This window comes from Polycladidibacter stylochi, assembly GCF_001562055.1.
Classification (GTDB): domain Bacteria; phylum Pseudomonadota; class Alphaproteobacteria; order Rhizobiales; family Stappiaceae; genus Pseudovibrio; species Pseudovibrio stylochi.
In genome coordinates this window covers 249,942-275,585 of sequence record NZ_LLWE01000018.1, presented here as the reverse complement: position 1 = coordinate 275,585, position 25,644 = coordinate 249,942, and the positions used below count along the sequence as shown (strand labels likewise).

Genomic DNA, 25,644 nt, shown 5'->3' with positions numbered 1-25,644 from the left:
TTACCTCATACTTATATCGCGATAATTATTATCTTGACAAGATTAAATTTATAACAGATATTTCCTCACGTTAATTATCGCGATAACAATTATCGCAACACAGGAGAAGAAAATGAAAACCGCATTTCTTTTAGGATTACCATTTTTAGCCAGTGCCGCATTGGCCGCACCAACCCTAGAAAAAGAAACTCAGTTATTTATTGAGGCTGCACATAAGGCCACCCCGCTTTACACGCTGTCCTACGAAGACGCTCGCAGCGTTCTTGATAGTGTTCAACAAGAGAAAATCGCAACAGCCAAGACATCGATCCAAGATACGTCTTTCCCTGTTGGACCAACTGGAAATGTGGCCATTAGAATTATTCGCCCACAAAATGCCTCGGGAAAACTACCTGTAATTCTCTACCTTCACGGTGGTGGCTGGGTTATGGGCAATAGAAATACCCATGATAACCTAATTCAAGAGTTATCCGCACAAACTGGTGCCGCAGTAGTTTTTGTAGAATACGAGAATGCACCCGAGCTTAAATATCCTGACAATAACGAACAGGCTTATGCAGCTCTGGAATACGTTTCCAAGCATGGCCACAACTTTGGCCTTGATAGCACCAAAATTGCCGTCGCAGGCGACAGTGCAGGCGGAAACATGGCTGCCGCAATCACACTTATGGCAAAAGAGCGAAAAGGGCCAACAATCAAGCATCAACTCCTCTTCTATCCGGTTACCTCAGACATCTCGGAAAACGAATCCTATACCAAATTTGGTGAAGGCCCCTTCCTAACTAAAAAAGCAATGGAGTACTTTTTGAAAGCCAATTACCCAGAGGATCGTCGCAACGAGGTTTTGGCCTTTCCGCTTTTGGCAACTGATGAACAGTTACAAGGCTTACCAAGCGCAACCATAATTGTTGCAGAAAATGATTTGTTACGTGATGAAGGTGAAGCATATGCCCGCAAGCTAGCCAATGCAGGTGTTCAAGTTACCTCAACACGCTACAACGGCACAATTCATGACTTCGTTATGCTAAATGCATTGGCAAAAACGCCTGCTGCAAGCTCCGCAATTTCACAAGCTGCAACGGAATTAAAAAAAGCCTTTTCGAAATGAAATTGATTGATAAGCGGCCGGGCATCACCCGGTCGCCCTACAACTTGCTGATGACTATTCTCAAAATGTACCTAAGTCATTTTAAACACACCTGAAACATCATATCCTAGCGTTATCAGTGTTTTTAACAGACCTATGTGTTTTTAAGGTTGCAGAACACATGTGGAACATGTAACCTATGTTCGTGATTTGTACCATACATAAGCTATTTCAGCGGCTACAAACACAAACAGTACATAAGCCCCCATAAATTATGAGGGTAAGATTTTATTTTGAGTGTGACAGCCAGTTTTCTTGGCAACCACTTTACGTTTAATGGGGGCTACCATGCTAACGCCGAAACAACATGAGCTGCTAATGTTCATCCATTCGCGTTTGCAACAGCAAGGTATCCCGCCCTCGTTTGACGAAATGAAATCAGCACTGGATTTAAAATCCAAATCAGGCATTCACCGCCTTATTACCGCGCTAGAAGAACGCGGTTTCATTCGCCGCCTTCCCAACCGCGCAAGAGCGCTTGAAATCCTAAAAATGCCCGAAGCCGCCCTTGCCAATTCGAGCAAAACGCTAGAAGCACAAAAAAACAGCGGTTTTGCCCCCGAAGTTATTGAGGGCTCTCTTGCCAAATCGGTGCGCAGCAAATCAGCACCCAACCGCAATCCCACTCCCGCTTCCACGGATAACCACGCAGACCATGTCCCTACACTGGAAATACCGGTTATGGGGCGTATCGCTGCCGGCGTACCAATTGAAGCCATTCAGCATAAAAGCCATTCAGTTGCCATGCCTGCAGATATGCTGGGTCGCGGTGAACACTACGCCCTTGAGGTCAAAGGCGATTCCATGGTTGATGCCGGTATTTTGGATGGCGATACGGTTTTGGTGCGTAAATGTGCTGTGGCCGAAAATGGCGAAATTGTCGTAGCAATTGTTGATGGCGAAGAAGCCACATTAAAACGCCTGCGCAAAAAAGGCGATTCAGTTGCGCTCGAAGCGGCCAACCCCGCCTACGAAACCCGCATCTTCGGGCCAGACAGGGTCTCGGTACAAGGCAAAATGGTCGCCCTGTTCCGCCGCTATTAGTGCCTCATACCACTGTGCTTTGGGCGGGTGAAACATCCGCTGCCCTTCATAGGAACGGGTGATTTTCACTATTTCTAATTTCCTATTATTTACGTTCCCCTCTAAGTCATGAGTGCGACTTAGAGCAATAGGGCCTTGCACTCGATTAAATGAGAACCAGACTTTCGCGCCCCCCTTGGCCATTAAGTTTTCACCATCCAGAACCAGCGGGCTTTGGCAAGAAACCGGTGCCTGCAATTGGCTTATGATGATATCTGCCACTTGGCAATCACGTTCAAAAGCTTCCCCGCGCTTCACATGCGCAACATACAAAAAATCCTTAGGTCGTTGAATACCTTTCCCTTTTGCTACTTTTCCCTTTGTCACAGCCGCCTCGTCGACCAAAGCTTGTCCCATCACCAAGGCTGCTTTTTCTTCCTCACGGCTATTGCGTTCATTGCGAGCAGGATAAACCTTATAGATACAGCCCAGCGCATCACAGCTTTTATGCATCTCACCTGCTTGAAACCCCTTAAAATCTCGCCCCCGCGGGTATCCCCGCGCCCCCATATGCGCCTGACGTAAAAAGCCCATTGCCTGAAACAGGTTATCAGTTTGAAAACTGCCGCGTGACGCTTCAACCACAATCTGCCCATTTGAGTTGTAAAATGCAAAATGCCGGCCACTTGCGCCAATCACCAAGTCTGGTGCCTTTTGCTGCGCCAGCAAATATAGCAAGGCAACAGCGGGCAATAACGCAACAACTTTAACACGCCCCGGCAACACACAAAGACCCGCTAATAACAACAGGCTACAACCAAACATTTGTTTGCTGAAATAAAAATGCCCTTCACCATCAAGTGCAAAAGCGCTGAGCCAATGGGCAATATCCAAAACAACCTTAAGCCCTGCAAACATCAAAGCAAGTATCGGCCCTTCAAGCCCCAACGGCATGAACAAAAAACTCACCAGTCCCGCTGGCATAATCACAAAACATAAAAGCGGCATTGCCAGCAAGTTTCCCAATAATCCTAGCGGGGCAATTTGCGAAAAATAAAACAGCGATACACCAAGTGTTGCAATGCCAGCGATTAAAGATGTACTCGCCGCCATAAGCAGCCACATACCATAAGAGCGCAAGCCAGTAATAAGACGCTGCCAAAACCAGTGATATTGCATGTTGCTAAAATGGGAGGAGGCCGTACGACGTGAAAACTGCTCGTACGTGCTTAAAAGCGCCAGTACTGCCAGAAACGACATCAAAAAACCTGGGGCGAAGATATCCTCAGGCCCGACAATTAAAAGCCCGATAAATATAAAGGCAAGAGCACGTAAGCCATTATAGCGCCGCCCAAAAAAGCTCCCAAGAACCAAGAGGGAAATCATCAAGAACGCCCGTATGCTGGCCACAGCACCGCCGCTCACGAGTAGATAGACAAAACACCCCGCCAATGCCCATAGCCCTAACCAGCCTAGGTTAAACCGTGCCACGTTGGAAAGGTGCAATAAAAGCGAAAAAAACCGCAACAGTAACCAGAAACCGCCCCACACCAACCCCATATGCAACCCAGATATTGCTAAAATATGCGCCAATCCCGCATGGCGCAGCGCCGAAACATCGCCCTCACCCAAATCCTGACGCAAACCGGTAAGCAAGGCCGAGGCAAAGCCTGCGGCCTGCTCTTGCTGGTAAAATGCCCCCCACCGCAATATACGCTCATGTAAATCATGGCGCAGTATGATCAGCCGACCTTGCAAATTTTGCCCCACGTGCTGCCAAGATCCCAAAGAGCCTGAAGGCTCATCCAGAGCATCAGGCAATTGAGGCGGAGCCACCACATACCCCGATGCACCAACACCGCGAAAATAGGCGTGCCATGCATAATCATAGCCCTGCGGTACCCGAGCGCCGCCAAGGGGAAACAACATAACGCGAAAAATCAGCTTTCGCCCCAACAGCTGCGTAACCCCGTTTTTTTGCCGCGCAAACCAATCACTTTTGGCAAGCAGTTTTTCGCTTAAAGAAACTTCGATTTTCTGCAAACACGTAGCGCTTAAACGCCTACTATGCCCGTTAGGTTCTGCCTGTTTAAGCCCACCTTGAACACAAGACCCCTTGTCCCTTCCTATGTTCTTGGGGGCTGACAGCGTTAAATGCACGCGTTCTCCAGAGCCGGCCCGCACCGCTTCAACAACGGCCTCGATATGCAGCGATTGCATACGAATAAGACGATCACTTTGCACAAAATGTACCTGCAAACCGGCAATCGCAAACCCGCCGCCCATAGCAACCAGCAGGCTGAAAAGCACCGCATTAATCCGACCAAACTTGCCAGTGTAAAGCAGATACAAACCGCAAAGAGCGCCAAACAAAACCAGCCACAACACAGTATGCGCAGGCTCAAAAGCAAGCGAAAAATAAACCCAAATGCCAAAAGCAAAGCCACAGGCAAAGTAAACCGGACCAAAACCACGCAGCAAGCTTTGCGAATAATCTGCAATGGCATTTTGAAAAAAAGCGAATAGTTTTTGACGAACAGAAAAATGTTGAGCTTGAAAAAGGCCCGCATGAAGAGGTGCACCTAAGCCTTGCTCCTCGTAGGAGTACCCAAAAGATTGCGGAACAGGACGATGATGAGGGCTTTCATTTTTTAAAGTCTGTGCCGGGCGTCCATCAATGGGCGTATTTGTATTATCTGGCAGCCATTCATTCTGGCTCTCAGTGCTCTTTGTGCCTTTATGTGGTTTATTTCTGCTCTCCACGCTCACAACCCTTGGGGCTTGCCTGCCACTATGTTACACACCAGCAAGACAAACGGCCTCCGCCGTATTTCAAGGTTCACCATAAGAAAGATTGCCAAAAAGCCATGAGCGATACAGTCATTACCCGCTTTGCGCCCTCCCCAACCGGTTACCTGCACATCGGCGGTGCCCGTACAGCCCTTTACAGCTGGCTTTATGCCAAAGGGCGCGGCGGCAAAATGTTGCTGCGTATTGAAGACACCGACCGCGCCCGCTCTACCCAGGAAGCGGTAGATGCCCTGATTGATGGCCTCACATGGATGGGACTGGACTGGGAAGGCGAACCGATTTCCCAATTTGCCCGCGCAGATCGTCACAAGGAAGTGGCAGAGCAGCTGGTCGCCGCTGGCAAAGCCTATTACTGCTACGCCACCCCGCAAGAGCTAACCGAAATGCGCGAATTGGCCCGCGCCGAAGGCCGCCCGCCGCGCTACGATGGCCGTTGGCGCAACCGCGACGCCTCCGAAGCGCCTGAAGGTGTTTCCCCAGCCGTGCGCTTAAAAGCACCGCAAGAAGGCGAAACAGTCATCAACGATCAGGTTCAGGGCACCATTAAGTTCCCCAATAAAGATCTCGACGATCTGGTACTGCTGCGCTCTGATGGCACCCCGACATATATGCTCGCCGTGGTGGTAGACGATCACGACATGGGCGTCACCCATATCATTCGCGGTGATGACCACCTCACCAATGCCGCCCGTCAGGCGTTGATTTATCAAGCCATGAGCTGGGATGTACCGCAAATGGCCCATATCCCGCTCATTCACGGACCGGATGGTGCCAAGCTCTCCAAGCGCCACGGCGCAACCGGTGCCGAAGCCTACCGTGCCATGGGCTACCTGCCTGCCGCCATGCGCAACTACCTTGCACGCTTGGGCTGGAGCCACGGCGACGATGAAATCTTCTCCACCGAGCAAATGCTGGAATGGTTCGACTTTGACGCCTGTGGCAAATCCCCATCCCGCTTCGACTTCCAAAAGCTGGCCAACACCAACGGCCACTATATGCGTGCAACCGATGATGCCGAACTGCTCGTGCACTTCAAAGTCTTCTTGAACGCCATTGAAGACGGCGCACCTATTTTGCAATGGCTGTCAACACCAGAAAACGAAACAACGCTGCTCAATTCCATGGCAGCATTGAAAGAACGCGCCAAAACGCTGGTCGAGTTGAAAGACGGCGCGTCCTATCTTTGGGCCACCCGCCCGCTTTCATTCGAGCCAAAGGCAGAAAAACTGCTCAGTGATGAAGCCAAGGCCATTTTGGCAAACCTCACAACCAAGCTGGAAGCACTCAACGACTGGACAATGGAAGCCACTGAAACAACTGTCAAAACTTTTGCAAATGAGCAGGAGTTGAAGCTTGGCAAAGTGGCGCAGCCCTTACGCGCTGCCCTTACAGGCAAAACAACCTCACCGGGTATTTATGATGTTCTCATCGGCCTTGGGCGCGACGAATCACTTGCCCGCCTGAAAGAAGCTTGTGCGTAACACCACTTATGCTATGTAACTTAACGCACGGAATCCCTCGGATTTCGTGCGTTAAGTCCCCTTGTCGCAAACTTGTGTTAACCCTTTCTCTTGCGACATTTCGTCAAATCATGTAGCAAAGCGTCACAACACTTCCTCCGGGCGAAGCCGTCTCATTTTAAGGTGTATTCATTGGTACACAATTGAGGCCAGGTAAGTGTGGGGGGACAATTAAAACGAGGGGGTTGCCTTTATGAGCGACAAATCAGCAAGACTGACACTAGGGAATGAAACCTGGGACCTTAACGTACGTCAAGGGTCAGTTGGGCCAGAAGTCATCGACATCGGGTCACTCTACCGTGATACGGGAATGTTCACCTACGATCCCGGCTTCACCTCCACCGCATCATGTGAATCTAAAATTACCTACATTGATGGCGACGAGGGCACTTTGCTCTATCGCGGTTATCCAATTGAACAACTTGCCGACCACGGCGACTTTTTAGAAACTTGTTACCTACTTCTCTACGGCGAATTGCCAACCCGCGCACAAAAGGAAGACTTTGACTTCCGCGTGTCGCACCACACCATGGTGCACGAGCAAATGACCCGTTTCTTCTCTGGTTTCCGCCGTGACGCTCACCCGATGGCTGTCATGACCGGTACTGTAGGTGCCATGTCCGCTTTCTATCACGATAGCACCGACATCACCGACCCGCATCAGCGTATGGTGGCATCACTGCGCATGATCGCCAAGCTGCCAACCATCGCAGCCATGACCTACAAATACCATGTGGGCCAGCCATTTGTGTATCCGCGTAACGATCTCGATTACGCCTCCAACTTCCTGCACATGTGCTTTGCTGTGCCATGCGACGAGTACAAGGTAAATCCTGTTCTCTCCCGCGCTATGGACCGCATCTTCACATTGCATGCCGACCACGAGCAAAACGCCTCCACTTCCACAGTGCGTCTGGCAGGCTCTTCAGGTGCCAACCCGTTTGCCTGTATCGCTGCCGGTATTGCCTGCCTTTGGGGCCCGGCCCACGGCGGTGCCAACGAGGCTGCACTGAACATGCTCACCGAGATCGGCTCTGTAGACCGTATTCCCGAATACATCGCCAAAGCAAAAGATAAGAACGACCCGTTCCGTCTCATGGGCTTTGGTCACCGCGTCTACAAAAACTACGATCCACGCGCCCGCATCATGCAAAAAACCACGCACGAAGTGCTGGCCGAGCTGGGCATTAAAGACGACCCACTGCTCGACGTGGCTATGGAACTGGAGCGTATCGCTCTTTCCGACGAATACTTCGTCGAAAAGCGCCTCTACCCGAATATCGATTTCTATTCCGGTATTACCCTGCGCGCCCTCGGCTTCCCGACAACCATGTTCACCGTGCTGTTCGCACTGGCCCGTACAGTAGGTTGGATTGCCCAGTGGAAAGAGATGATCGAAGATCCATCCCAGCGTATCGGTCGCCCACGTCAGCTCTACACCGGTGCTGCACAGCGCGATTACACTCCGATCGACCAGCGCAGCTAAACCACTCTCTATTTTATTGGATACGATCAAAACACCAAGGGCGGCCTATAAGCCGCCCTTTTATTATGAAATTGCCCTAATCAATAGAGTATAAAAGACCTAAGCCCCTTCTTTAATACCCTCACTAGGAAAATCGCTTTTTCTCAATAGTGAGTAAGACGATGCATTGATTACTATAGTACCTAAAACAATATCATGTAGAAAACGCTTGTATTTGCTAATCAGACCAACAACGAGCACGAAGGGCGTTAAAAAACTAATACTAAGATAGTAAAGAACAGCAAATGCCGCTCCATATCCTGGATCCATTGCACGCCCATCTACGCGTATTAATTTGATATTAAAAATCCGCATACCGACTGTGGCCGAAGCATCCCCGCCTAAGGTAAAGGCATAATAAATTAACCCAACGACGGGATATAAAAGAAAAAACAATAACAGGCCTATTCCCAAGCTCAAAAAACCTATAAGTATACTTATAGTTAAAATAATCACTTCATCTATTAAGCCGGCAAGAAACCTCTTTCTGCGTACAGATTCCAATATTTTACCCATCTGCTCAATACTTAATTTTTCCATAAAAACTGGACTAGATGCGAATTCAAATTCCTTGGTCATAATCAAAATCTCCACTAACTCTTCCCATATAAACATTAAATACAATTTTAGTATTTATATAATTCTTAATGTAATTTTCAAGAACAACTTAACATAAACTCGCATTATTAAATGGCAAAAAGAATAAAATCATAAGGTTTATATAAATAATTATAATACATATATGCAACTTACTATATTTGAATAATTAGAAAAATGAAAAAACCATTACTATGTCATCTATAGGTACGATTGTCTTTGCTTTTAAATAGCGCTCAACTATCAGCATTTTCCTGACAATTTGAAATGCAAACATCGCCCCAATCACCAAGTAAATAATCAATAACAGGCACAAGCACAGCCTCTATGAAAATTCCCAGCAAAACACCACCAAGTACAAGAACGAGAAGCCCAGCCAATAACGACATGAAAGGATGATCAACAATAAACCCTAATAGTAAGACCCACTTAGCCCTAGAGAGGTGATTTATTTGAAAAGCTATCAATTCATCAAAATCTGCATTTGTATAAAGACCATCATAACAATAACCGGTTTCAGCCTCCACTACCCGAATTGGATATTCAAAGAGGTCGAGCGCAAGATTTCCCTCTTGGCGACCCTTCAAAATTTCTCTCTTAACCTGCTCAGCAGTTTTGGGTAGTTAGCCCTGCTCCTCAAGCGCCTCTTCTCCGCAAGCGGCATCTAAAGTGTTCGTAATTTGCCATTTTGTTAAACCATCAACATAACCGGATGCTTGCGAACTCATTACTGTTTCATTAACCGAACACGTTATTGCACAAGTACCTTTGGAAAGCGCTCTAATCGCGTTTTCCTGCAAATCACAAGTGACCGCATGATCTACAACAAAAACTGTCCAGCCATTTTTAAGACGGCCAATCCATGCGCCCGAATGCGGGACACTTTCAGCTTTATTCAAAACGGTTAAATCAAGCGCTGAAGCAATACGCTCAGGACTTTGCTTAATTAATAAATAATCACCACGGTAGCCCATTCAAAATCTCTTAAACTAATAAATTCCAACTTATCAAAAAACCGACACCTACGAAAACAAATATACTCAGAAAAACTATTCGAATTCATATTAGTTAAGAGATACGCTTATAACCCCTTCTTCAATACGCTTAGGTTAATCAGCACCCAAGCCCCGGTCAAACACCAAAACTCATTCCCCTTAACGACAGGAAGCGGCATTTTTAGGTAAAACGAACAAAAGGCCAAGCCAGCCAAAACAAACGATATAAAGAATGCCAAAAACGAAGGTGCCGAAAGTCTCATTTCAATATGCTCTCACTCAAACATGAATCAACTCAACGTAATCCTATAGATTTCATATTAAAAGGCAAACACAACTATAAAAAGAAAGTAGTTTATATATTTATTATAATAAAACTACAATATTAATCATCTAGTTTATTTGAGCCGCGACACATAATTGCCTCGCGACTCAAAGCTATCTTACTTACGCACTTGATCTAAAAACGCTGTCACCGCCTGTTGCAGATGCGCAGATTGCTGCGAAAGCGCCCCCGCTGCCTTTAGTGTCTGTTCAGCAGCACTACCGGTTTCACCAGCTGCCTGCTCAACACCAGTGATAGAGCCAGAAACTTCTTGCGTACCAAGCGCTGCTTGCTGCGCATTCATAGAAATTTCCTGGGTAGCCACCCCTTGCTGTTCGGCAGCAGCCGAAATCGCAGTCATATGCTCGCTAATGCTCACAATACGCTCAGAAATACCAACAACCGCCTGTACTGTCGCCTCTGAAGCATTTCTCATATTACCAATTTGCTCGGCAATCTCCTGCGTTGCCTTACTTGTTTGTCCGGCAAGCCCTTTCACCTCACTGGCAACAACGGCAAAGCCGCGCCCTGCCTCTCCAGCTCGTGCCGCTTCAATCGTTGCATTAAGCGCAAGTAGGTTGGTTTGCTCGGCAATATCATTAATAAGCTGCACAACCTCATCTATTTTTGCTGTCGCTTCACGCAGTTCCTGCACTTGCGCATTGGTTTTATGTGCTTCATCAGCCGCTGCTTGGCTGAGGTCTGTCGAGGTTTGAATTTGCTCGCTTACCTCTTGAATAGTCGCAGAAAGCTCTTCCGAGGCCCCGGCAACGGTATTTACAGATGTTGATGCCTCCTCAGCCGCGCCGGCAGCTGCAACGGTTTGCGCACTGGTTTCTTGTGCAATCGCTGCAAGTGTTTTCGCACCGCCTTCCATTTGCTGAGCCGCGGTCGAGACCCCAAGCACAACTTTACCAACCTGCTGCTCAAACTCACCAGCTAAGCGGTGCAACATATCGCGTTTTTCAGCTTCAGCTTCCTGTTTCGCTTTTTCCTGATCATCCTGAAGTCGCTTGTTCTCAAGCGCATTATCTTTGAAGACTGCAAGATTGTCCGCCATCTGTACAATTTCAACAAAACTGACATCCGCAATCTCATGCTCTAAATCCCCGCCAGCAATCGCTGTCATACTCTCAGTCAAACCTTTAAGAGATTTAGATGCATTCACCACAATGAAAACGCAAAGTAAAAGCGCAGAAATAATTGCAATTCCAATTTCGATAGCGGTCCATTTCAAAGTGGTACTGGCTTCATCTCTAAGATTGGTAATTGTCTCCTGCAATTCCGCATTGAGAGTGTCTTCAAACCCTTTCAATAAATTAATTTTCTTTGTTATTGCTTCAAACCACACCTCGGCCGTAACATCATCACGGCCCCACTCTTCAACCGGAGTGTTTAATAAATTGCGTAGTTCATCAACTTGTAAGCTAGTTGATGAGTTTAAAAGCTCCTCAAGTGCATTTGCCTTATCTTTGTGAGCAAGGCTTTCGAAAACAGAAAAATAGGTATTCGCTTCGCTAACCAATTGGTTAAAGCTTAATAAGAGAGCTTTATCACGCCCCTGCTTGGCATAGGCAGCCGCCCCTATCGCCCGCTCGCGGCCGGCACGCTCTTTACCCTCTAAAAATGCACTATAGGCGGTAAACATGCGCGATACGTGGGCTGTTTGGCTTAACCTGCTCCCGATATCAATCAGTTGTATCATGTTTTCATTCAACTGATTATAAAAGCTCACTGTCTGCTTTGTACTGAGTTGCAATCCATCCACCAGCTCGCGTTGCTCGCTCAGCTTTCTTAGCTCAGCGTTAACGGTCTGTAACTGCTGGGTAAATTCATCACCTAATATATTTAGATCAAAAGATGATAGCAGCTCTTGTAATGCTTTTTGTTTCTGGTCGGTTAAACGTCTTTGCTTAGGAAGCACATCTGCAAATTGCTTGCCGTCACTGGCAATAAAACCAGATGATGCACCGCGTTCTTTTTGCTGCTCATGAATAGCTGCACTCAACGCAACAGCAATCCTTGTCATTTCAAGTTGCTGCTCAGCGCTTTCCATAGCTTCAAATTTCTCATTGAAAATCTGCCAAGAAAACAACCCCACAACAATCATGGGTAGAGCAATTGCACAGCCCAATAGAAAAGTTACATGTATTTTTTTAGCTATTGTCATTCTACACCTGATAATGAAAACTTTTAATGTCAATAATCACAGTTGCAACGGACATTCAAATAGATTTTAATTATAATTCTAAAATTAGCTGTATTTGCTTTATGAATTTCAACAATATTACATTTTATTTACACTACCCCTACTTTTTCTCACTTTAAGTCACTCTGAAATATCAACAATCGAATCACTTATTACCGCTAAGTAACAACCTGACATACCAATAACTCCCCTCATCACCACGAATACAAAGCCGATGAAATACCCTCCTGTGTTCACTTTCTCCTTGCAAAATCTAAGCTACCCACTGGCATTTTCGGCCTTTTTTCACTAAGAGCAAGACAACATTTTTTTAATACGTAAGTGAGCACAACCGGCTTTCATCCTTTGCCTTTGCAATGAAAGGTGCTGTGTGTACCTGCGTTGTGCAGTTGGCCGCAAGCGCGGCCCAAGGAGACAAGATGAGTGCAGCAACTGGTGTGCAACAACCCCATGAAACCCGCCGTACCTTCGCTATTATTTCTCACCCGGATGCCGGTAAAACCACCCTTACCGAAAAGCTGCTATTAGGCGGTGGGGCGATCCGCGCCGCAGGTCAGGTTCGCGCCCGTGGCGAGCGCCGCCGCGCCCGTTCTGACTGGATGAAAATCGAACAAGAACGCGGCATCTCGGTCAGCTCCTCGGTCATGACCTTTGAGCGCGGCGGTATCCTCTTTAACCTCTTGGATACACCGGGCCACGAAGACTTCTCCGAAGATACCTACCGCACCCTCACAGCCGTGGATGCGGCCATCATGGTGATTGATGCCGCCAAGGGTATCGAAACCCAAACCCGCAAACTGTTCGAAGTCTGCCGCCTGCGTGACATTCCAATTATCACCTTCATCAACAAAATCGACCGTGAAGGCCGCAATACGCTGGAAGTGCTGGACGAAATTCAAGAGGCCCTCGCCCTTGACGTTACCCCTATGGCTTGGCCCGTGGGCATGGGTTCCGACTTCTTCGGCGTTTATGATCCCCTCAACAAGCAGTACTATACGTCCAACGAGGGACGCGGCGGCGCGTTTGATGAACTCAAAGACCTCTCCGGTCCGGAGGATGAGGCCCTCACCAGCACCGTTTTTGAAAACGTTCTTACCGAGCTGCAAGAAAATGTCGAGCTGGGTCTTGAGGTCTACCCTGAATTCGACCGTGAATCGTTCCTCGAAGGTCACCTGACCCCAGTCTTCTTCGGCTCTGCCCTTAAAGACTACGGCATCGATCAGGTACTCGACTTTATCGCCGCCCACGCACCAGCGCCGCATTCCCAGCCGGCCACCGGCGGCCGCACTATCTTGCCTTCCGAGAACAAGGTCACCGGTTTTGTCTTTAAAGTACAAGCCAACATGGACCCCAAACACCGCGACCGCATCGCCTTTGTGCGCCTGTGTTCGGGCACCTTTAAGCGCGGTATGAAGCTCAAGCACGTACGCGCGGGCAAGCCGATCACTGTTTCCGCCCCGATCTTCTTCTTTGCCGAAGAGCGTGAACTTGCCGAAAAAGCCTATCCGGGCGATGTGATCGGCGTGCCCAACCATGGCCAGCTGCGTGTGGGTGATACCCTTTCCGAGGGCGAAGAAATCCACGTCACCGGCCTACCGGCCTTCGCACCGGAAATCCTGCGCCGCGTCCGCCTGACCGACACCATGCGCGTCAAGCAAATGCGCCGCGGTCTGGAAGACTTGGCCGAAGAAGGCTTGGTGCAAATCTTCAAACCCGCCATTGGCACCAACTGGATTGTCGGTGTGGTTGGTGTACTCCAGCTCGATGTGGTTATGGACCGCCTGAAGGCCGAGTATCAAACCGAAATCAGCTTTGAAGCCGCCATGTACAACACCGCCCGCTGGATCGAGTGCGATGATCGGCAAAAGCTCGACAAGTTTTTGGAAGCCAACCGCGCCCACGTGGCCATGGACCGTGACGACCGCCCGGTTTACCTCTTTAAAAACGCATGGGAAGTCAGTTATGTGGGTGAGAAGAACCCCGATATCCGCTTCCGCGAAACCCGCGAAATCGTCCACACTTCGTAATCAAGCGCGACGCATAAAGGCTAAGCTATGAAAGACCCCGTCTTAGACACCCTGCTACTGCCATTGGAAAATGGCAGCCTTGAACTGCCCGCGCAAAATGCGGTGTTTCTACGCGCCCGCATGGGGGCATCGCTGCGCCAGCTGGGGGCAACCAACCTCACCTGCGTGCAAACTTTTGCACCCTATAACGACGCTTTAGAGGCCGCAGGTTTTACCACCACGCCAGACGCACCCCAATCCGCCGAGCTGGTACTGGTGCTCCCGCCGCGCCAGCGTGATGAAGCCCGCGCCCTTATGGCCCGCGCTGTGATCATGGCCGCCGCGCACAAAGGCACCGTACTGGTTGCCGCCCCCAATACGGAAGGCGCGAAAACCACCGAGGCCGATCTGGCAAAGCTCCTGCCGCTAGATGGCAAGCTCTCCAAAAACAAATGCCGCGTCTTTTGGGGCACAGCGGAAAATATCAACCAGCAGCTGGTGGATGAGTGGCTCCCGCTCGACGCCCCCCGCGAAATTCTAGAGGGCCGCTTCACTTCGCGTCCCGGCATTTTCGCATGGGATCACATCGACCCCGCCTCGAAAATGCTCGCCGAAACCCTGCCCACCCATTTGGGCGGTGTGGGTGCCGATCTTGGCGCTGGCTTTGGCTATCTTTCGGCCGAGGTTCTCGCCCGCTGTCCCAAGGTGAAAGCGCTTGATCTTTATGAAGCTGAAAAACGCGCCCTCGACTTGGCCCAGCTGAATATCGAAAAACAGCAAAGCGATGTCCTCACCGGCTTTTACTGGCAGGACGCTACTAAAATGCTACGCAAAACCTATGACTTTATTGTCATGAACCCGCCATTCCATACCAGTAAGGCCGACCAGCCAGACTTGGGCCAGAACTTCATACGCTCTGCCGCCCGTTCCTTGCGCGTTGGCGGTCATTTGTGGCTGGTAGCCAACCGCCACCTGCCCTACGAAGATACGCTGAACAAAACCTTCGGTTCCTATAAAATCGAACGCGATGAAGGCGGCTATAAAATCATCCATGCCATCAAGGCAGGGCGCTAAAGCGTATTCCCGAAAAGTGCCTAGCGGCATTCGGGTAAAAATACGCGTCAAATAAATAGGTTAAAGCTGTTTGAGTGCTTCAATAAAATAGCAAACAGCTTTAACACAAAACAGTAAATGGATCTGAGCTCTCTTATAAGGGCACAGATCGGAGCAGAAAGTCACAATTCCCGAGGCAACCATGAAGCTAGATAAATTACTGGCAAATCTTGGCTATGGCAGCCGCAAGGAAATGGCAATCACCATTAAAAATGGCTGGCTCACCGATGCCGCGGGCACCATTCTTAAGGATGGCAAACAAGTCCCCCCCTGCCCCTTTGAAGAGTTGCGTTTTGATGGTGCACCGCTTGATCCACCGCAAGGTAGCCTTATCATGCTCAATAAGCCGGTAGGCTATACCTGCTCCACCAAGGACCAAGGCGCATTGGTCTACCAGCTGTTGCCCGACCGCTTCTTGCGCCGTAAGCCGCCCATGTCCAGCGTTGGCCGTCTGGATAAAGACACCTCGGGCCTACTGCTGTTTACCGATGACGGCAAGCTGCTGCATCGCTTGATATCGCCCAAATCCGAGCTTGCCAAAACCTATCGTGTCACGCTGGAAAGACCGTTGAGCGGCAATGAGATTGATATTTTCGCCAGTGGCACCCTTATGTTGCGCGGCGAAACAACACCGCTCAAACCCGCAAAGCTGAGCATTGATAGTGAAACCATGGCCCACCTTACCATTACCGAGGGCCGTTACCATCAGGTGCGCCGCATGTTCGCCGCCACGGGCAATCACGTCAGCCAGCTTCACCGCACTCAAATAGGCGCTCTCACACTTGAAAACTTAGCCGAAGGTCAGTGGCAAACCATTGACCTTGCGAGCATCTACCCGAGCGAACAAAAAAGCTAAACAGCTTCGGAAAGCTTCTGCTGTACATCAGCCATCATGCTTTTGCTAGCTGCAACAATATCCTCGTAGGCGGCATCCGCCTCGGCGATTTGCTGGAATTTGGCCTCATTCAACCCCAGATAATCCAGCTTTTCCAAAGTATCCATAAAGCCGGTTTCAAAAGACTTCGCTTGCGCGTCTCGTACGCTTTCAACTTTGCCAACCAGCTCTTTCTGGCCACCAATGATTGACTGCTCCATCGACTGGGCATGATCAATCAAACGTTTAAGTGCGCTTTCATAATCCTTGGCATCAAGCTTGGTAATATCAACATGCATCAGCTCCAGCCGCTCGCTGCTCTCATCGCCGCGAAGAATTGCATCGATTTTATCTATCGCCGCACTTGCTTCCACTTGCTGTTGCTTATAACCGGCCTCGTAAACCTGGCCCGTGTCGCCCACCAGTACCTGGGTTTCTATTTGCAGCTTATCGATACGCTTTTGCAGTGCAAGCTTATCTTCTGCACTGGTCGCCTTGAGCGCTTCTTGCAAGGTTTCGCGTAACACGCGTATTTTACCACCCGCCAAGCGTAGGTTATCGCCGGTCTGCTTGGCAATAACCGCCGTTAGCGAATGCCGCGATTGCGAATCCACCAATGAACGGCGGGTAAAAGAATGCGGGTCCCCGCCAATCCACATGGTATAGCTATCATTAGGTGAGTTTCTCAAAATCTCTAGATTAGAGCGCTCAATCCTTCTATAGTTCTGCAGAACCGTTCTTAAATTGGATTGCACCAAAGACAAATCGCCGGAAAATACGCTCGCACCCATAATACTGCCCCACAAAACAAACGCTCAACCAATAAATAACACAACTGCTACCAGAGCTAATAACCATTTATTTATATAGCATATGGTACCAGACATAAAAGCAATACATTCGAGCAAGCCAATTCATCTATGCGAATAGATTAGAATTGTTGATCTATTCATATTTACTAGTATTCGTTTCCAGTTCGGTTATCACACGGTTACTTAAAAACAGCGCATCATCAAATTCCAAATCAACTTGCACTTGCCCATACAACTCGGGATTACGCTGGTTCACCAGTGCCGCAATCATTGAGGTTTCATATATGGTTTCGCGCTGGTTGAGAGCCTCTTCTCGCGCTGACAAAAAGTCAGACTTAGCATGCGATAGCGCATCAAGCTTCTCTTCACTAACTTTAACAAACTGCCCGACCACCCGCTCAAAGCTACTGGAGCCTTGATAGTTGGTCAGATCAAAATGTAATATGGTCGTGGAGTGCCGGCCAACCGCGCCGCTTTCATCCAGTTGCACCATAAAGGGAGCGTTTAAAATACCCTCACCCGAGCCTTCAATTCCAAACAGGCTCGAACGCTTCATATCAATGGCAACCAAACCCAGCTTGCCAAGCCGGATACTGTCACCGCGATCATCATCATCATCCAAACGCTTGATAAGGCTATCGACTTTATCAAGGTATTGGCTCATATCAACAAAATGCTGACCATGCTCATGTGCATACGCATGACCCGATGTATCCACCTCTTGCTGCATCATCCCTTGCAAGCTGCGAATACGTTCTTGCACATGACCAGTTGCAACATTTTTATTTCTTGTGCTCAAAAGTGCACTTCGTAACTCGCGCATATGCATGGTAACATTATCAAGCGCAATGATAGAGCGCTGCGCGGCCTCAGCTGAGTTCGTCAGCTTCGCGTCCACCTCAACAAGCGTTTGCGAGCTTTCAATACCACTATTTTTCTTGGTCTTACTAACCCGTTGCCGCTCTTCATCCGCACCTTGAAACTGTGCGATGTCTTCATTCGGGGCATTTTTGCTGCGCACAGCAGAACTGTCAACGGACCGCATAGCCTGTAAAACAGAGTCTTTTAAAAACACGCCACTCATCGTAAAGCCTCAACACTTTGCGCCACTAAAGGCAGCAGATTTTTACCCTTATAAATCCTGAGTTGATAAAATTAATACCTCAACCCAAAATCAATGCCTGTTTCACACAAAAGCTACAGCATTTGCAATACAAGGTTAAACACCTATAGCAAATCATTAGATACCAGTTAGCTTTCTGCAAGCTTACCATCAAAAACGACAAGTAAAACAAAAATCAATTTCATAGAATTGGAACGAATTATCGATACTAAAACATTCAATTTTAAAAGCACATTAGGGGAAATTTTCATTAAATCTGTAACGAATAAATACTAAGATTGATTAGCTAGGGCGTATTCCCGATAAGTGCCTACCGGTTTTCGCGTAAGAATACGCGTCAATATAAAAGGCTAAAGCAGTTTGCGTGCTTCAATGAAATTGCAAACTGCCCTATTACATAGCAAAAGGCACGCAGCCCCAAGAGAACTCTAGGCCCTTCCTCATAATTATAGACCATAGGCTAAAAGAGTTACACCTAAAGGTGAAGAGATCTCCTCTCTCCAGCCAAACCCCGGTAGATCAATTGTAATTCAAAAAGAAATACGCTCAAAATCGGCAAAACTAACGAACGCGATTGATCGTTTCTATAATTAAATCAGCAGCTTTTCCCGCCTGGCTTTCGCCTTCAGGCAGCTGCATAACTTCATCCAATTGCGCAAAGGCTTGCACTTGCTGCAAACGTTCATCCCCCCCTTCAAGCAAGCGTAGGATATTGTTCGCCATGAGGTGGGGATCAGCCTCCTCCTCGATAAATTCAGGGATGACATTTCGCTTCAAAATAATGTTGGGCAAGACAATTGAATCCACCTGCGCAAGCTTAATGAAACGGTTCAGTTGCTTCAAACGCCGGAAGAACCAATCAAGCTTGTAGGCCACAACCATAGGAACACCAGCAATCGCCAGCTCCAAAGACACGGTTCCACTGGCAGCCAAAGCCACATGCGCCCGCCTAAATGATGTAAATTTTTCATCAATAGACGAGACGATTTCAACAGGCTCCGCCCATTTTGCCATCTCGCCCTTAATCCGCTCCAACTGATGCGGCACTCCAACCAGCTGAATATTTAAATCTGGCCGTTTTTCTTTAACAAGGCGAACGGTTTCACCAAATGGCGCCATCAATCTTTTGACTTCACTGCCACGACTTCCAGGCAGTACAAGCAGTGTGTCTTGCCCTGCTCCCAGTGCGGCCCGCTCACCATTTTGCGGTCGTAGCACATCCAGCCGCTCAATCAGTGGGTGCCCGACATAATCTGTTTTCGGCCCGCCGAGCCGCCGGTGTGCTTCGGGCTCGAATGGCAGCAAAGCTAACAGCTGATCCACAAAAGCTGCCATCTTCTTCGCCCGCCCTGGCCGCCATGCCCACACGGAGGGCGAAACATAGTCGATTATGGGTAGGTGTTCGCACCTTTTTCGTACTCTTTTAGCTACATTTAGAGTGAAATCGGGACTATCGATGATCACCAGTGCGTCAGGCTGCTTTTTCTCAACATCATCAACGGTTTGGTAAACACGCTTAATAATAAGTGGTAGGCGTTCAAGAACTGCGGAAATTCCCATGACAGAAATATCCTCTAAAGGAAACAGAGAATTAACCCCCTGTGCCGCCAGCCTTTCACCACCAACACCACTCAGTTTGAGCCCGCTTCCAAAGCGCTCGCGCAAAACCTTAACCAGCTCAGCACCCAGCTGATCACCAGATTCTTCGCCAACAATCACATAAATATGTAACGATGTTTCTTGTGCCATCCATAACGCCTTCTATATATAAGCGTTTAAAAACAAAATCTTAATAACCATAAAGGAAAAGATTTTCTTTTTTGCATACTGAAAGTAGCTCTTCTTTATCAGCAAGCAAAACCTGACCAGCCTCAACATAAATGCCTTTTAACTGCGCCCGTGCCGCCAACTCTATACTGCGCGTACCAATGGTTGGTAAATCTGCACGTAAATCTTGGCCTTTTTTCAAGCCTTTGATCAAAATACCCGCCGAACCCTTGGCCTTCACACGCCCACATTCACGTAAGATAGCACAGCGCTCAAGCATCATATCGGTCCCCTCGGCCGCCTCAACAGCCAAACAACGCCCATTATGGACCACAACCGCCTGACCGATATCAGATTCGCTTATTTTTTCAATTACTTGACGACCATAAGCCAAATCTTCAAAACATTGCGCAGAAGGCTGTTCGCCACACAAAAGACCAGAAGACATTAACAATTCAGGAGCAATTTCATGTGCGCCAACCACTTGAAAACCCTCGTGTTCGAAAATAGCCATTACTTTAACCAGTAGGCTATCATCCCCCCCAATAAGTGCTGATAAAATGCGTGGCAAGCGTCGCACAGTCCCAAGGTCCCCTAATACCTGAGTAAAATCAGGACGTTTCGAGACTGAGCCAATTAAAACCACTTGCTTCACCTGCCGTTTTTTCAGCAGGTTAAACATTTTGCCAACCTGCCCCCAGCCAAGTACAACCGGCTCAAACGGCAAAAGGGAGGCATCTGCCTCCCCTTGTATCGCAATAACCACAACCTCACGGCCTTGTCGCTGAGCAGCCGCAACCACTTGCGCAGGGACTTGCCCTCCGCCAGCAATAACCGCTAAAGCGCCTAAGCTGTTGTCTTTACATAACATTCATCAATCATCCTGATGCTTGCGCGGCGCACAGAACTTGCGGCCGTCGGCACCAAGAATGAATGTAGTCATGGTCTGAACGCCTTCGAATTCGGCATACTGCACCTGCGCAGCCGCAGCGCGGTCCCGCATAGTGCCATTCTCACTATTGAAAATAGCCTTATACGCGCCGCGCAGGGCATGGATTTCCTCACGTGAAAAGTTACGCCGCTTAAGCCCGATGAGATTCAACCCACCCAGTCGCGCCCGCGAACCCAAAACAGAACCATAAGGAATCACATCGAATTCAACACCGGTCAAACCACCAATTATCGAATGCGTTCCAATGCGGCACCACTGCTTAACCGCTGATAAACCACCAAAAATAGCATAGTCTTCAACATAGACATGGCCCGCCAATACAGCGTTATTCGCCATAATAACGTAGTCACCAACTTGGCAATCATGCCCCACATGTGTACTAGCCATAAACAGGCAATTATCACCCACCTTGGTGATGCCCCCCCCATGCGCAGTCCCGGGTGACATAGTTACATGCTCTCTGATCTGGTTATTACAGCCGATTTCCAGCACTGTATCCTCGCCCGCATACTTCAGGTCCTGCGGTCGGTGTCCAAGGCTGGCAAACGGGTATACAACACTACCAGAACCGATGCTTGTGCGTCCGGTAACAACAACATGTGATGTTAATTCAACGCCTTCTGCGAGTGTAACTTTCCCCCCCACCATACAATAGGGGCCAATCTTGACGTTATCACCAAGAACAGCACCCTCTTCAATGATTGCGGTGGGATGAATTTGCGGCATATTCACCTCAATTATCTACAAGCATTGCGCTGAATACGGCCTCGGCAACTTTTTGACCATCGACCATCGCTGTACCTTCAAATTTCCAAATGCTAGCGCGCTTCTTAACTTTTTTTACATGGAAATGAACTTGGTCCCCAGGCACTACCGGCTTACGGAATTTACAACTATCAATAGTCATAAAGTAAACCAATGCAGGGTTTTCATCTTGTTCGCGTGAATGAACACAAAGTGCACCAGCTGTTTGCGCCATGGCCTCAACGAGTAGCACGCCAGGCATAACAGGTTGCACTGGGAAATGCCCCTGAAACTGCGGTTCATTAATGGTGACATTCTTGATACCAATACCGGAATTATCCCCATCCATTTCGATGATACGGTCAATCATCAAAAATGGGTAGCGATGCGGAAGCAGCTCCATAACACGCATAATGTCTGCGGTTTCAAGTGTTTTTGTTTCTGTCTCGCTCATCATTAAGCCTCAGTCTATAAAGAGTAGTTAGTTGGGTCAGCTTTTAGCATCTCATTGACAATTCTCAAGGGCCAAGCTGATTTTTACTTCGTTCTCATGCCTTTTTCTGCCAGGCGTTTGACGGCTGCCAACTCACGGAACCATAACTTAACAGGTTTTGCAGGCATGCCCCCGTAGCGTCCACCCGCAGCTAAATCGCTATGGACAGTACTCACCGCAGCAATTTGCGCACCCATTCCAATTTTCACATGTCCGCCAACACCGCTTTGGCCACCTATAGCAACATAGTCCTCAAGCTTGGAGCTGCCAGATATCCCCACTTGTGAAACAATCACACAGTGGCGACCAATCTCCACATTATGCCCCACTTGAACTTGGTTATCGATTTTAGTGCCTTCGCCAATCACAGTATCTCTGTTAGCACCGCGGTCAATTGTCGTATTTGCACCAATTTCAACCAAATCTTGAATAATGACGCGCCCCAATTGTGGCACTTTTTGGTGGCCACCAGGACCCATAGCAAAGCCAAACCCATCCTGCCCAATACAAACACCAGGATGAATAATACAGCGATCGCCAACAAGAGTATGTTGAAGCGTCACGTTCGCCCCAATATGACAAGAGCGACCAATGCTTACATGAGCACCAATCACCGCATTAGGTCCAATATGACAGCCCCGTCCAATTTGCGCATTTGCACCAATGACAGCACCGGCTTCAATAACCACATCCGCTTCAATCAACGCACTCTCGCTAACGACTGCACGGGGGCTAATCGACTTTTCGTCAGTAACAGCAAGAGGTTGCATTGCATCCGGGTAAAGTTTCGCCAAAACAGCGGCCAAAGCCTTATAAGGCTCTTTAACAACCAGCGCGACAACACCTTCAGGAATTCTCTCTGCATATTTCGGCGGCACGAGACAGGCAGCAGCATTCAAGTTTTTTAGCTGATCAACATACTTGGGATTTTCAATGAAAGTGAGCATACCTGTCCCCCCCTCATCAAGGGGAGCAACACCGGTAATAACAATCTGTTCATCATCACGATCTATTTGAACACCCGCCCATTGAGCAATTTCGACGAGCTTCGTAGGCTGGGGATCAGCGAAAAACTTGGGATCAGTCATGGTCTTCCTTAAACAAAAACGGCCGCCGAGGGAATCGGCGGCCGAATATACATCGAAATAGTTAAGACTAGAAGCGCGTACCACCACTCAGCTTAAACACCTGAGTTTTATCGGCATCATTCTTGACCACTGGCCAAGCGAAGTCAGCACGAAGTGGCCCGAATGGTGATTGCCACAGAACCCCGACACCCACAGAGGCTCTCAAATCAAATTTCTCGGAATTAACAGAGCTGCCATTTTGTTTGATAACATCCGACAATTCACCATCAACTCCCCAAAGAGAGCCAGCGTCCGCAAACACTGCACCAGAAAGACCAAGCTCCTCTGGGAAAACAGGGAATGGGAAGTTACCCTCGACAGTACCAGCCACATAGTATTGCCCGCCAATTGCATCGCCATTCGCATCACGTGGCCCATAACCATTTGTTGCAAAACCGCGAATGCGATCACTACTGCCTTGGAACTGATCCGAGACGCGCAAACGGTTGTTCCACGAGTTGATCGCGCCACCGGTCACTTTCGTAAATCCAACCAGACCCCAGGCAGGAACCAATTCACGATAAACGTTCGCCTGAACCTCACTACGTGTGAATTGAGAATCGCCACCGACACCAGCAAAATCTTGGCTGTACTTGGCAAAAACGCCTTCATGCGGGCTCATCATATTATCAAGTGTATTATACACCAGTGAGAAGCCAACAGAAGATGTCAGGTATTTACCGAGCGAGTCACAAACAGCGAACGAAACACCTGCCTTTTTACAGTTTTCAGGCGTCGGATCACCGACATTACTACGCGTTAGATCACGTTGATAAAGCTTGTAATTCAAGTTCAACACAAGCTCATCTTCGCGAAGAGGCAAACCGAAGTTCACGCCGCCACCAGTCGAAGTTTCCGCATAAGAGCGGTTACTGGATTGTTTATAGTCACGTCTATAAACATCAAAACCAGCAGAGATACGCCGTCCCATAAAGAATGGTTCAACAAACTTGAATTCGTACTTCTGGTTCTCGGTACCACCACCAACAGCCGCGCGAACAAACTGACCGCGACCTAGGAAGTTTTTCTCGGTAATTGACAAATCACCAATGACACCGTCCGAAGTTGAATAACCAACACCGAATGAAATCTCACCAGTTGGCTGTTCTTCAACATCAACATTCAAAATAACACGGTCTGGAGCGCTGCCTTGTTGGCGCGTAATCCGCACGTTCTTGAAGTAACGTGTATTACGCAAGCGGCGCTCTGCTTTATCCAGCAACACCCGGCTATAAGCGTCACCCTCGGCAATATCGAATTCACGGCGAATAACATATTCACGTGTACGGTCATTACCGCGTATATTGATGCGCTCCACGTATACACGTGGGCCCTCTTCAATATAGTAGGTCACAGAAACTGTTTTCGCATCGTAATCTCGATCACCACGTGGGCGAACCTGCGCAAAAGCGTAACCAGCCTTGGAAACTTCAATCGTCAAATCTTCTAGAGTTTTTTCAACATCTAACGAGTTGTAAGTATCACCGGATTTCGTGCGTACGAACGAACGCAAGGACTCAGTATCAACGGCACTTAGCGCACTATCGATTTCAATATCACCGAATGTGTATGGATCACCTTCATCCACAGTAAATGTCACATAAAAGATATTTTGCTCGCGGTCCAAATCAGCCACAGCGGAAACAATCCTAAAGTCAGCATAACCATGCTGATAGTAGAACTGTCTTAGCATTTCCTGATCCACTTCCAAGCGGTCAGGATCATAAACATCGGTAGTTCGCAACCAGCTTAACAAGCCGGATTCGCGTGTTTTGATCTGGTCTCTCAGGCGAGAATCGCTAAAGGCTTTATTACCAATAAAACTAATACGTGAAACGCCTGTTTTATCCCCTTCCTGAATCTCGAAAACCAAATCAACACGGTTATTACCGCGTTCAATAATCTTCGGCTCAACGGAAGCACGATAACGGCCAGAACGACGATACGCTTCTAAAATATTTTGCACATCGCTTTGCACACGTGCCTGTGTCAGCATCCCACGTTCAGTAGAACGTACGACACCTTTAAGCGCGGCATCATTAATACGTTTGTTACCTTCAAAGGAAACACGGCCAATCACAGAATTTTCAACCACTTCAACAACCAGGGAACTTCCCTTTTGTGAAATAGTTACATCAGAAAACAAACCTGTCGCATAAAGCGTGGTCAAACTTTCATCAATATCAATAGCACTAAATTGTTTTCCGGGTTTAATTGTTAAGTAGCTACGAACTGTATCATCCTCGACACGGGTAGCACCTTTAACAATTACCCTGCTCACAACAGCGGCTTGCGCCTGGCCTGCTCCAATAACCGGAACATTCGTCGCCAGCACAGCTCCCGGCGCCGCAACGGTCAATGCCAACAGTGAGATACGCGACAAATTCTTAAATGACTGCATAGAACTGCTATGCCTTTATTTTCGTCCCAGGCTACAGATGCAGCCATAGGTTATGGATGGATTCTTTAAACACCTAGCAA

Annotated in this window: 20 protein-coding genes; 7 read left to right on the top strand and 13 right to left on the bottom strand. The window is 48.3% G+C overall.

Annotated features, from left to right (window positions below):
• The first annotated feature begins 91 nt into the window (after positions 1–91).
• Positions 92–1,108, top strand: coding sequence for an alpha/beta hydrolase (locus AYK67_RS04530; RefSeq protein ID WP_068082908.1), 1,017 nt, complete (start codon positions 92–94; stop codon positions 1,106–1,108).
• 327 nt (positions 1,109–1,435) lie between these two features.
• The gene (gene lexA / locus AYK67_RS04525; RefSeq protein WP_068082905.1) at positions 1,436–2,191 is read left to right on the top strand and encodes a transcriptional repressor LexA; all 756 of its coding nucleotides are present in this window, start codon (positions 1,436–1,438) and stop codon (positions 2,189–2,191) included.
• Here the strand turns inward: lexA and AYK67_RS04520 are convergent.
• Positions 2,087–4,933, bottom strand: a complete 2,847-nt coding sequence (locus AYK67_RS04520; protein WP_068082902.1) for a ComEC/Rec2 family competence protein — start codon at positions 4,931–4,933, stop codon at positions 2,087–2,089. The two genes, lexA and AYK67_RS04520, sit on opposite strands and share 105 nt — an antisense overlap.
• A gap of 104 nt (positions 4,934–5,037) precedes the next feature.
• On the opposite strand from AYK67_RS04520, the gene gltX reads away from it, so the two are divergent.
• Entirely contained in the window at positions 5,038–6,462 is a 1,425-nt protein-coding gene (gltX, locus tag AYK67_RS04515) for a glutamate--tRNA ligase (RefSeq protein ID WP_068083256.1), read from the top strand.
• Between the two features lie 232 nt (positions 6,463–6,694).
• A complete protein-coding gene (gene gltA / locus AYK67_RS04510) occupies positions 6,695–7,987 on the top strand; it encodes a citrate synthase (protein WP_068082899.1) in 1,293 nt (430 codons plus the stop codon).
• 99 nt (positions 7,988–8,086) lie between these two features.
• Here the strand turns inward: gltA and AYK67_RS04505 are convergent, their stop codons facing one another.
• From AYK67_RS04505 to AYK67_RS04490, 4 genes are all read right to left on the bottom strand, one after another.
• Positions 8,087–8,605 (bottom strand): RDD family protein, encoded by a 519-nt coding sequence (locus AYK67_RS04505; RefSeq protein WP_162265078.1) that lies wholly within the window; start codon positions 8,603–8,605, stop codon positions 8,087–8,089.
• A gap of 254 nt (positions 8,606–8,859) precedes the next feature.
• Complete coding sequence (locus AYK67_RS04500; RefSeq protein WP_068082894.1) at positions 8,860–9,210, bottom strand: hypothetical protein; 351 nt, start codon at positions 9,208–9,210, stop codon at positions 8,860–8,862.
• 36 nt (positions 9,211–9,246) lie between these two features.
• Entirely contained in the window at positions 9,247–9,597 is a 351-nt protein-coding gene (locus AYK67_RS04495; RefSeq protein WP_068082890.1) for a hypothetical protein, read from the bottom strand.
• A gap of 464 nt (positions 9,598–10,061) precedes the next feature.
• Positions 10,062–12,113 (bottom strand): methyl-accepting chemotaxis protein, encoded by a 2,052-nt coding sequence (locus AYK67_RS04490; RefSeq protein WP_068082888.1) that lies wholly within the window; start codon positions 12,111–12,113, stop codon positions 10,062–10,064.
• Positions 12,114–12,571: 458 nt separating this feature from the next.
• Here AYK67_RS04490 and AYK67_RS04485 point away from each other — a divergent pair, with 458 nt between their 5' ends.
• From AYK67_RS04485 to AYK67_RS04475, 3 genes are all read left to right on the top strand, one after another.
• Entirely contained in the window at positions 12,572–14,179 is a 1,608-nt protein-coding gene (locus tag AYK67_RS04485; protein ID WP_068083253.1) for a peptide chain release factor 3, read from the top strand.
• A gap of 27 nt (positions 14,180–14,206) precedes the next feature.
• Complete coding sequence (locus tag AYK67_RS04480; RefSeq protein ID WP_068082885.1) at positions 14,207–15,232, top strand: class I SAM-dependent methyltransferase; 1,026 nt, start codon at positions 14,207–14,209, stop codon at positions 15,230–15,232.
• Between the two features lie 181 nt (positions 15,233–15,413).
• The gene (locus AYK67_RS04475; protein WP_068082882.1) at positions 15,414–16,127 is read left to right on the top strand and encodes a pseudouridine synthase; all 714 of its coding nucleotides are present in this window, start codon (positions 15,414–15,416) and stop codon (positions 16,125–16,127) included.
• Here AYK67_RS04475 and AYK67_RS04470 read toward each other — a convergent pair.
• The 8 genes from AYK67_RS04470 to bamA form a co-directional block, all read right to left on the bottom strand.
• Positions 16,124–16,936 (bottom strand): hypothetical protein, encoded by an 813-nt coding sequence (locus AYK67_RS04470; protein WP_068082880.1) that lies wholly within the window; start codon positions 16,934–16,936, stop codon positions 16,124–16,126. The genes AYK67_RS04475 and AYK67_RS04470 overlap by 4 nt on opposite strands.
• A gap of 154 nt (positions 16,937–17,090) precedes the next feature.
• On the bottom strand, positions 17,091–18,041 hold the full coding sequence (locus tag AYK67_RS04465; protein WP_068082877.1) for a hypothetical protein: 951 nt from the start codon (positions 18,039–18,041) through the stop codon (positions 17,091–17,093).
• Positions 18,042–18,641: 600 nt separating this feature from the next.
• Entirely contained in the window at positions 18,642–19,829 is a 1,188-nt protein-coding gene (lpxB, locus tag AYK67_RS04460; RefSeq protein WP_068082871.1) for a lipid-A-disaccharide synthase, read from the bottom strand.
• A gap of 40 nt (positions 19,830–19,869) precedes the next feature.
• On the bottom strand, positions 19,870–20,718 hold the full coding sequence (locus AYK67_RS04455) for an LpxI family protein (RefSeq protein ID WP_068082867.1): 849 nt from the start codon (positions 20,716–20,718) through the stop codon (positions 19,870–19,872).
• A gap of 3 nt (positions 20,719–20,721) precedes the next feature.
• A complete protein-coding gene (gene lpxA / locus AYK67_RS04450; protein WP_068082864.1) occupies positions 20,722–21,525 on the bottom strand; it encodes an acyl-ACP--UDP-N-acetylglucosamine O-acyltransferase in 804 nt (267 codons plus the stop codon).
• Positions 21,526–21,532: 7 nt separating this feature from the next.
• Positions 21,533–21,997, bottom strand: a complete 465-nt coding sequence (gene fabZ, locus AYK67_RS04445) for a 3-hydroxyacyl-ACP dehydratase FabZ (RefSeq protein ID WP_068082861.1) — start codon at positions 21,995–21,997, stop codon at positions 21,533–21,535.
• An 83-nt stretch (positions 21,998–22,080) separates the two neighbouring features.
• Complete coding sequence (lpxD, locus tag AYK67_RS04440; RefSeq protein ID WP_068082858.1) at positions 22,081–23,124, bottom strand: UDP-3-O-(3-hydroxymyristoyl)glucosamine N-acyltransferase; 1,044 nt, start codon at positions 23,122–23,124, stop codon at positions 22,081–22,083.
• 67 nt (positions 23,125–23,191) lie between these two features.
• The gene (gene bamA, locus AYK67_RS04435) at positions 23,192–25,564 is read right to left on the bottom strand and encodes an outer membrane protein assembly factor BamA (protein ID WP_068082855.1); all 2,373 of its coding nucleotides are present in this window, start codon (positions 25,562–25,564) and stop codon (positions 23,192–23,194) included.
• Between the last annotated feature and the right edge of the window lie 80 nt (positions 25,565–25,644).

What these genes read in the sequence shown, in the direction of transcription:
- lexA (WP_068082905.1), top strand. Translation starts at nt 1,436, where the DNA reads ATGCTAACGCCGAAACAACATGAGCTGCTAATGTTCATCCATTCGCGT.
- gltX (WP_068083256.1), top strand. Translation starts at nt 5,038, where the DNA reads ATGAGCGATACAGTCATTACCCGCTTTGCGCCCTCCCCAACCGGTTAC.
- gltA (WP_068082899.1), top strand. Translation starts at nt 6,695, where the DNA reads ATGAGCGACAAATCAGCAAGACTGACACTAGGGAATGAAACCTGGGAC.
- AYK67_RS04505 (WP_162265078.1), bottom strand. Translation starts at nt 8,605, where the DNA reads ATGACCAAGGAATTTGAATTCGCATCTAGTCCAGTTTTTATGGAAAAA.
- AYK67_RS04495 (WP_068082890.1), bottom strand. Translation starts at nt 9,597, where the DNA reads ATGGGCTACCGTGGTGATTATTTATTAATTAAGCAAAGTCCTGAGCGT.
- AYK67_RS04490 (WP_068082888.1), bottom strand. Translation starts at nt 12,113, where the DNA reads ATGACAATAGCTAAAAAAATACATGTAACTTTTCTATTGGGCTGTGCA.
- AYK67_RS04485 (WP_068083253.1), top strand. Translation starts at nt 12,572, where the DNA reads ATGAGTGCAGCAACTGGTGTGCAACAACCCCATGAAACCCGCCGTACC.
- AYK67_RS04480 (WP_068082885.1), top strand. Translation starts at nt 14,207, where the DNA reads ATGAAAGACCCCGTCTTAGACACCCTGCTACTGCCATTGGAAAATGGC.
- AYK67_RS04475 (WP_068082882.1), top strand. Translation starts at nt 15,414, where the DNA reads ATGAAGCTAGATAAATTACTGGCAAATCTTGGCTATGGCAGCCGCAAG.
- AYK67_RS04470 (WP_068082880.1), bottom strand. Translation starts at nt 16,936, where the DNA reads ATGGGTGCGAGCGTATTTTCCGGCGATTTGTCTTTGGTGCAATCCAAT.
- AYK67_RS04465 (WP_068082877.1), bottom strand. Translation starts at nt 18,041, where the DNA reads ATGAGTGGCGTGTTTTTAAAAGACTCTGTTTTACAGGCTATGCGGTCC.
- lpxB (WP_068082871.1), bottom strand. Translation starts at nt 19,829, where the DNA reads ATGGCACAAGAAACATCGTTACATATTTATGTGATTGTTGGCGAAGAA.
- AYK67_RS04455 (WP_068082867.1), bottom strand. Translation starts at nt 20,718, where the DNA reads ATGTTATGTAAAGACAACAGCTTAGGCGCTTTAGCGGTTATTGCTGGC.
- lpxA (WP_068082864.1), bottom strand. Translation starts at nt 21,525, where the DNA reads ATGCCGCAAATTCATCCCACCGCAATCATTGAAGAGGGTGCTGTTCTT.
- fabZ (WP_068082861.1), bottom strand. Translation starts at nt 21,997, where the DNA reads ATGAGCGAGACAGAAACAAAAACACTTGAAACCGCAGACATTATGCGT.
- lpxD (WP_068082858.1), bottom strand. Translation starts at nt 23,124, where the DNA reads ATGACTGATCCCAAGTTTTTCGCTGATCCCCAGCCTACGAAGCTCGTC.
- bamA (WP_068082855.1), bottom strand. Translation starts at nt 25,564, where the DNA reads ATGCAGTCATTTAAGAATTTGTCGCGTATCTCACTGTTGGCATTGACC.